Raw genomic sequence first — 7998 nt, 5'->3', positions numbered from 1 at the left:
GTTCTTAACTGCTCATCAACAGCTTATTTAGTATACCGCAGTATACGCCTAATGTCAACACTTTTCTTCAACTTTTTCAAAAAAATATTTTGCAGGAAATTTGTACACTCTATACATACCTATATAAATACGTCTCCCCTGCACAAATGCCCTGAAAATAAAACATCACCTGCCGCTGTACGCCGACAAGCACGGAAAATAATGCAGCGCACTATCTTCCCTATGATATTTCAATATTCGGTTGTAATCTTTATCACATATTACTAACTTTTATACCGTATTTTTAATATTTCCGCGGAAACTGTGCGCTACTTTGCGTCTTTTCCGCTGTATGCAATATGTATCGCACATACAAAAAATTTTTCCTTTATTAAAAATCACGTTTGGAGTTAGCTTATTCTAACTCATTGCAGGATTTTGTGTACTTTTTGTGTTGTTTATGTGATACGGCCGTTCTTTCCTGTAAATATCAGGATTTGACAACACAAAATCTTTATGGTATTTTATTACCCACTTATGAGTTAGCATATGATAACTCGCTGTGATCACGCTCCTTTCCTATGGAAAGGAAAATTTTTACCGGTATGGTTAGCACAGTCTAACGACAAGGAGGAAAATATACTTGAACAAAAAACGTACCCTTGCGATGCTTTTGGCAGGAGTTATGCTCCTGCCAGCGAATACATTCGCTGCCTCGCCCGAAGACTTTACCGATTTCCCGACCGACTGGTCCGCAGCCGGCCTGCGCAGCGCTGTACAGAACGGCCTGCTGAACGGCTCAAACGGCCAGATTAACAGCTCCGGCCTGCTGATTCGTGCCCAGATGGCTGCTATCGTCAACCGTGCCTTTGCCGCTCGCAAAACAGCTGATCTGTCGGTTTACAGCGATGCAAACACTTCTGCATGGTATTACAACGATCTCGAACTGGCCGTTGCCATGCGCACATTTCAGGGTGCAAACGGCAAACTGAATCCCGAAGCGCCAATCACCCGTGAAGAGGCTTTTGTTGTCCTCGCGCGTGCATTTGCACTTGAAAGCGGCGATACGTCCGTTCTGAACAATTACACCGATGGTGCTTCTGTCTCTGCATGGGCACGGAGCAGTGTAGCTGCATTGATTGAAAACGGCTATGTCAACGGTGCAAATGGTAAGCTGAACCCGAAAACCAGCATCACCCGTGCAGAATTCGCCAAGGTCATCAGTGAGATGGCCAGCACCTACGCCGATGCAGACGATTCTCTGTCTGCCACGGTGGACGGCAGCGTCATTGTGCGTGAAAACGGCGTTTCCCTGTCCGGCAAGACCATCAACGGCGATCTCATCATTGCAGACGGTGTCAGCAGAATCGACCTGACGGGTGTTACTGTCACCGGCCGCATTGTACTGCGCGGCGGCGAAAGCGGTGTAACCTTTAAGGACACCAAGGCCAGCAAGGGCGTCATCGCCAACACGGATGTGGCGGTTTCCGGCTCGATCGACCGCATCACCGTTGTTGCCGACGGTGCAAAGATCACCGGCTCTGGCAAGGTCGGCGCGGTGCAGGCGAACGCCAATAACGTCACCGTTTCTACCACCGACACCAAGGTGACTGCCGCAAACGGCGTTTCCGGCGTCAAGGCAGGCAATAAATCGGTTGCCGCAGGCAAAACCGAGACGGTCGGCGCGGCAGCTTCCGGCGGTGGTTCTTCCTCTGGTGGTGGTTCCTCTTCCGGCGGTGGCTCGTCCAGCGCGGACTCCGGTTCGACCGTTAAGGCTGAAATTGCGGACGCGAAGGTCATCGCGCACACCGAAGCCGGCTCGTATCTGACGCTCACCTTTGGCAAGGATTTCTCTCTGACCGGCACCACCATCATCGTAGACGGCGCGGATGTGACCCGGTACGCCTCCAAGGTGACAGACGACGGCAAAATCGTCAAGCTGCCGCTGACCGCGCAGCCCGGTTCGGTAACGCTGAAAAACGGCAATAAGACCCAGACCACCGCACTCGGCACGGCTGAAGCCAATGCCGTTTACACCGGCGAGCACTATCTGCCGGATTACTACGTCAAGCATGGTCCGCTCGCTTACTGGGATTACTACCTCACCAACTACGACGACGCAGGCAAAGCGCGTGTTCTGCCCTCTAAGACCACATTTTCCGTCGGCACAGCCGCGATCCCGAACGAGCACCCGAGCTACTCCAAAGCTACCGTGCTGAATGCAGACGGCAGCGGCGATGTTGTCATCATGTACAACTACAACACCCCCGAGGAAAAGGCATGGTTCGACAACATTGCAGCCTACAACGCGGTTGACAGTGAAGGCGCGGTGCAGCTTGTCGCTTACGACCAGTACAAGAGCACTTGGAACCGCAACCTGCGCTTCACGGTAGAAACGAATGTCAATCATGGCAGCGGCAAGGTCGCAACGATCACCATTCCGTTTAATCAGACCAATTTCACCAACAACGGACGTTACTATGTTCGTGTCCGCTCGACCGACTCCGCGGGCAAACCCTCTGTGGCGCTGTCCTCCATCCATGTACAGCAGAACAAGAAGCCGACCCTCCGTATTCAGGAAGATCCTGCTTCCAAGCGCAATCTGCACTTTGCAGTCGATAATCTGGTTTACGGTATCACCAGCCCGATCGAGGAAGTCACGCTGACCGGTCCGGTGGGTGCAAACGGCGCACAGGATACCATCAAGCTGGAAAACATCACAGATTATTTCCTGTTCAGCCAGAATCTGTTTGTTCTGTATAACGATACCGAAAACGGCACGACCGATCATCTGAAATACAAGGGCAAATACACGCTGACCATCAAGGCGAACGGTTTCCAGGATTTCAGCTGCGATTTTACCGTATGGAACGGCGAGGAGCCTGTAACGCAGTCCGCCGTTACCTTTGACGCAATCAGCCGTGCAACCGGCGGTTCGTCCTCGGGCGGCAGCTCCGGCGATTCCTCCGGTGGCTACGCGATTTCGACCGATTTCCTGTTTGACAGCGATCTGATCGCCAATGCGCTCGTGCTCGGACAGCTGAATGTTGAGAACAATTATGCTGCACTGGTGCGCGACTACTGGAATACCACCTCTACGCTGGACGCCGTATGCAATGTAAAGGACACCATGTATTATGACGGCACGGCATACACCACGGCAATGAACAAGGCGCTCTGGGTACCGTATGCCGAGCTGATGAACGATAACACAAACCGCACGGTCAATCCGCCGCACGCTACCAAGGCTGTACTGGAGGACGGTCTGCTGGGCGATATTCAGAACAGCTCGGAATCCGCACGCGGCGAAGCGGTTGCGCCCGCTGTTTCCGACAATCAGCAGGGCAAGGACGTAAAACTGACCTTTACCGGCGAGGAAAGCGCAGAATACCTGTCCAAAATCACCGGTCTGTATCTCAACGGCGGTTGGAAGCCGCTCGACAAGAAGTATTACACCATGGACGGCAATACCATCACCCTCAAGCAGGATCTGCTCCATATCGGCAGAAATTCCGTCCGTATCGAAGCCAGCGGCTATAAGACGCAGGATGTGGCGTTTGCTTACGAAAAGGCAAACGAGCAGAATGCGGCGCTGTCTGACGCAGTTGTAGACAAGGCGGCTCAGACCGTTACCTTTACCGTCGAAAACTCAGACGGCGATTTTCTCAAGAATCTGTACTCTGTCACGCTGACGAAGGATGGTAATACTTCTTCTGTCTGGACAATGGGCGTTGGCGGTTCGGATTCGGTTTATTACTCGCTGAGTGATGATTATACGATCATTACCCTGCATAATGTGAAGGACCCGGGCAGCTACAGCGTTTCCGTCAAGGCGAATTACTATGATGAACCGCTGACGAAGGAGTTTGCGGTTGAGGGCAAGGTCGTTCAGAATCCTGTGCCGGAAATGACTACCACTGCTTCTGCGCAGAAGGATGGCACCTATTTCATCGACTTCACTTATGAGAACACGAAGGAATTCGACGCATGGAAATCTAAAGCGACTTCTATCACCGTCAATGGCACTCAGTACACAGTGTCTGGTTTGCTCAGTTCTCCCAAGGCGAATACCGCTGACTATCATTGGGATAATATTTCCCATTGGACGCTGACACTCGGCGGCAAGGCATTTAAGGACGGTGAAAACACCGTTGTGATTTCCGCAGACGGCTACGAGGATTTGACGGTTACGGTCAATAAGGCATCCGGTGGTACAACGACTGACCCGACCAAACCGAGCGAGGGCGAGGTTGTAGTGCCAACAGTTGCACCGAATCTGGTCAAACACGATTCCAACAGTTTCTCCTACGAATTTGCATTCAGTAACACTGATCAAGCATGGGTCAGCAAGGTAACTGGTGTTCAGGTAAACAGCACTTCCTGCGAACCTGTCAATTCTGTAAACGATGTGACAACCGGAAAGTATTTTATTGACGTAAATAGTGGAAGCATTTATACCTACTGGAGCTCGTTCGAAAACTATCCGTTTGATATTGTACTTTCCACCGAGAAGAACGGCAATCTGACGCTGACCGTCAACCGTGAAGGCTATTCTGATCCGACCGTTTCCATCAAGAAAACCACTTCCGGTGATTCGAGTAATTCCGGTTCCAGCGGCTCTACGGTAACAGCGCCGACTAAGCTGCCGACGATCAGCAAAGGAAGCAATATGTACTGCACGCTCACCTTCTCCGGTGCAGCAACGTGGCTGGCGCAAGATGGTTTAACGGTTACTGTTAATGATTCGGTATATCAAAAGACCGATTCTATCTATAACCTCGATGGCGGCGGTACTTATTATGTAGAAGATGATCGTATCTCTCTCAAAATCCCATATGCGATGTTTACTTCTACAACCAGCAAACTGGTAATCTCCGATGGTACTACTAATATTAATCTCACTGTTACCATTCCTGACTACAGTTCTGGTAAACCTACCGTTTCTTTTACTGAATAATCTAACCCACAAAAAAGGAAACCCTCTCGGGTTTCCTTTTTTCTTACCTATATTCCCTCAGCAGCGCCTGACACCCTTCCAGTAAATCCTCCCATACAACATCAAAATCGCCGGTATACCACGGGTCAGCGACCTCTTCGCCCTGTCGGTCGGTAAAATCCAGCAGCAAATACAGCTTGCCGTCCGGATCGCCGCCGCAAATGCGCTGCATGGTGCGCAGATTGGACCGGTCCATGCCAATCAGCAAATCAAACCTATCATAATCTGCGCGCGTCATCTGCCGCGCCGCATGCTGCCCGCACGGGATTCCCTGTTCAAGCAGCTTGCGCCGCGCCGGCGGATACACCGGATTGCCGATCTCCTCACGGCTGACAGCCGCCGATTCAATCTCCCAGTCATCCGCGACGTCTTCTCGCTTTACCAGTTCCTTCATGATATATTCTGCCATCGGACTGCGGCATATGTTGCCGTGGCAAACAAATAATACTTTAATCATCTTTTTATATCTCCATTTAAATCTTGTATTTCTTCTCAAACGCTTGATATTTCAGGGTTTTCCGACTTTTGAGTTTTCCTTTCTTTTCAAGGTATCTTCTCAAATCTTCTCGTATTTTCTTGTGTTTTTCCCTGCAATCTTGGTAAATCCGTTGGTAAAGCAAGCGTCCTTACCAACGGGCTTTTTTAACTATTCGCTATCCGATATACTTCTTCCTTTGCATCATCAAAATTCACATGGGTGTAAGTGTTCAAGGTTACACTGATGTCTGCGTGACCCATGATATACTGCAAGGTTTTCGGATTCATCCCGGATTTTGCCATATTAGAGCAAAAGGTGTGCCTGCATACATGAGGGGTAACTTTCGGCATCTGGATACGGTAAATCCTGTTGTATTTCTGAATGATATGCTCCATGTACTTCTCCCAGTGAAGGGCAACCATCGGCATATCGTTTTTATCCAAAAATAAAAATCCAGCGTATCCTTCCACCATCGGTTCAACTTTTGGTGTCTTTCGGTTGGCAATAATTCTGCGAAAACACGCTGCGACAGCTTCCGTCATCGGCACATAGCGAATACCTTTGTCAGTTTTTGGTTCTTCAATTACATACTGCATCTGTGCAGTACGCTGTAACTGATGGTCTACCTTAATACGCATTTCTCCAAACTCAATCTCCGAAATCGTCAGCCCACAGAACTCTGAAATACGAAGCCCTGTGTGAAAAAGAATATAGATTGCATCATAGTATCTGCTGAAATGCTTATCCTCCTGAATAAACTTCAGCAAATCTCTCTGCTGCTTTCGGGTAATCGCTTCTCTGGTAACAGAATCATTAACAATGACGGATGCCAGCTCAAATTCAAATGGATTTTTGCGAAGCAGGTCATCATCTACTGCCATCTGAAATGCTGGTCTGAGAACTCCCCGGATCGAATGGATGGAACTGTATCCTCGTCCATCAATTTGTTGGAGCTTAATCAACCATGCCTTTGCGTCTGACAAACGCACCTTATCAATTCGCAGATTCCCAAAACTCTCTTTTTTCAGCATATTGATGACCGTTTTATATCCGGCAACCGTATTGTGACGAACTCCTGTTTTCAATGAAACATACTTTTCTACCAGTTCCAAAACAGTATAGTTGCCACCGTTGGTTACGATACGGTCAAACAAATCCGCTTCAATCTGTTTTTCTTTCTCACGCAGGGAAGGCTCCCGCTTCTTTCCTTTTGGCATTGGGTCATTCTTGTCCAAACGCCAACTGTATACATTTTTCTCTTTTCCGTCCTCATCAATATAGCGGAACCGATACCTCCCATCTTTACGCTGGTACTCGCCCTCTCGCAAAATCCGATTACGGTTATCTCGTCTTTTCTCACTCATCGTGAACTCTCCTTTCAAAAAAGAGAGCCAGACTTGCGCTCTTATCATAGCACAAATCCAGCTCTCCGCATAGTTATATCATGTGAAATCGGTAAATCTGTCAGCTCTGTTTACACAGCAGTAGCCTGATCCAGATACCTCTCAAATTTCTCACGCTTAATGAGGGCACGATTGCCGTTCATCACATAAAAATCCTCATTGGGATGTGTGTCAATAAGCGTTCTCAATTTTCCTTCGCCGATATGATAATATCTGGCTGCTTCCTCAATGGTAAGCGTATATCTACGCCACACCGGAACATCCGAGTAATTTTTTCCTTCAATATTCATCTTATTATTCGCCATAGGCAGTTATCCTCCATACATGAAAATAGCCAGACAGAGGGTGTCGGCAACGAAGTCCGGCAACGGGCTTCAAAAGCCCTTGCAAACAATCTCAATCTGGCACTACTTACTATTTATACTTTTCTTTTATTTTTCTGTTGTTTTGGTTGTTATAAGGGAGAAAAGCTGATAGTTTCGGGGTTTTCCCCGGCAACCGGCTTGACAACGGGATAGCAACAGGGGGGCAACGGGCTGTCATTTTCAGAATGGAAGCTCCATCTGTTCTGTGACCTCCACAAAACCGTCCATCGTTTTTTCAGACGGGTTGCCGGAGTCCGTTGCCGGGTTTTCACGCTCCCAGCCCTTTTGTCTGCCATATTCGGAAAACATTCTTGGGTTCGGGAAGTACCGCCAGCCGCAAATGCACTGGTTCATAATCTCGTTGATTTCCCGGATTTCCCATTGCTTCGGCTCGTCAAAAGCATGGTTCAAGGCTTCCTTGTAGAGCTGCTTGGAACAGACCATGCTCCCGGTGTACTTATCAAGGTATGCCTGTATCATCCCGGCTTTGGTGTCCTCCGGCATAAAATCCCGCTGGTGTTCTTTGAGATACCGCTGCATGGCGGGGCTGAAAGCCAGCTTGAACCTGCCGCTTCGGTAAATCTCCATCGCTTCCGCCCACATCTGCTCGATATAGGCTCTGGAAGCAGCTTCGTCCTCCAAAATGTGAACCTCGGCTTGCTCCGGGTACACCATGACGGGGATAAAGCGGCGGTTGCCGGAACGGTCAAGGGGCAGGAAGTCAAGGGCATTGGAAGTGCCGCCAAACACGCACTGACGGGGGCGGTCTGCCGGGTG

General features: G+C 49.3%; 5 protein-coding genes. 1 reads left to right on the top strand and 4 read right to left on the bottom strand.

Annotation, left to right across the window (positions count from 1 at the left end):
* Positions 1 to 622: 622 nt before the first annotated feature.
* A complete protein-coding gene (locus PG722_RS13565) occupies positions 623 to 4936 on the top strand; it encodes a hemoblobin-interacting domain-containing protein (protein ID WP_270580849.1) in 4314 nt (1437 codons plus the stop codon).
* A gap of 43 nt (positions 4937 to 4979) precedes the next feature.
* Here PG722_RS13565 and PG722_RS13560 read toward each other — a convergent pair whose 3' ends face one another.
* From PG722_RS13560 to PG722_RS13545, 4 genes are all read right to left on the bottom strand, one after another.
* Entirely contained in the window at positions 4980 to 5432 is a 453-nt protein-coding gene (locus tag PG722_RS13560) for a low molecular weight protein-tyrosine-phosphatase (RefSeq protein ID WP_270580848.1), read from the bottom strand.
* Between the two features lie 185 nt (positions 5433 to 5617).
* Positions 5618 to 6817 carry a site-specific integrase gene (locus PG722_RS13555; RefSeq protein ID WP_066562017.1) on the bottom strand — a complete coding sequence of 400 codons (1200 nt, stop codon included), beginning with the start codon at positions 6815 to 6817 and terminating at the stop codon, positions 5618 to 5620.
* 110 nt (positions 6818 to 6927) lie between these two features.
* Entirely contained in the window at positions 6928 to 7161 is a 234-nt protein-coding gene (locus PG722_RS13550) for an excisionase (protein ID WP_004612442.1), read from the bottom strand.
* Between the two features lie 240 nt (positions 7162 to 7401).
* The coding region (locus tag PG722_RS13545) for a VapE domain-containing protein (protein WP_270580847.1) at positions 7402 to 7998 on the bottom strand (597 nt) is incomplete at its 5' end.

Origin of the sequence: Butyricicoccus sp. OF27-2pH9A, assembly GCF_027693185.1 — a bacterium.
Taxonomy (GTDB): domain Bacteria; phylum Bacillota; class Clostridia; order Oscillospirales; family Butyricicoccaceae; genus Agathobaculum; species Agathobaculum butyriciproducens.
The sequence above is the reverse complement of the archived record's forward strand: the minus strand, read 5'-3'. Positions and strand labels throughout refer to the sequence as shown.

Coding starts and splice junctions, on each gene's coding strand:
- PG722_RS13560 (WP_270580848.1), bottom strand. CDS start 5,432: ATGATTAAAGTATTATTTGTTTGCCACGGCAACATATGCCGCAGTCCG.
- PG722_RS13555 (WP_066562017.1), bottom strand. CDS start 6,817: ATGAGTGAGAAAAGACGAGATAACCGTAATCGGATTTTGCGAGAGGGC.
- PG722_RS13550 (WP_004612442.1), bottom strand. CDS start 7,161: ATGGCGAATAATAAGATGAATATTGAAGGAAAAAATTACTCGGATGTT.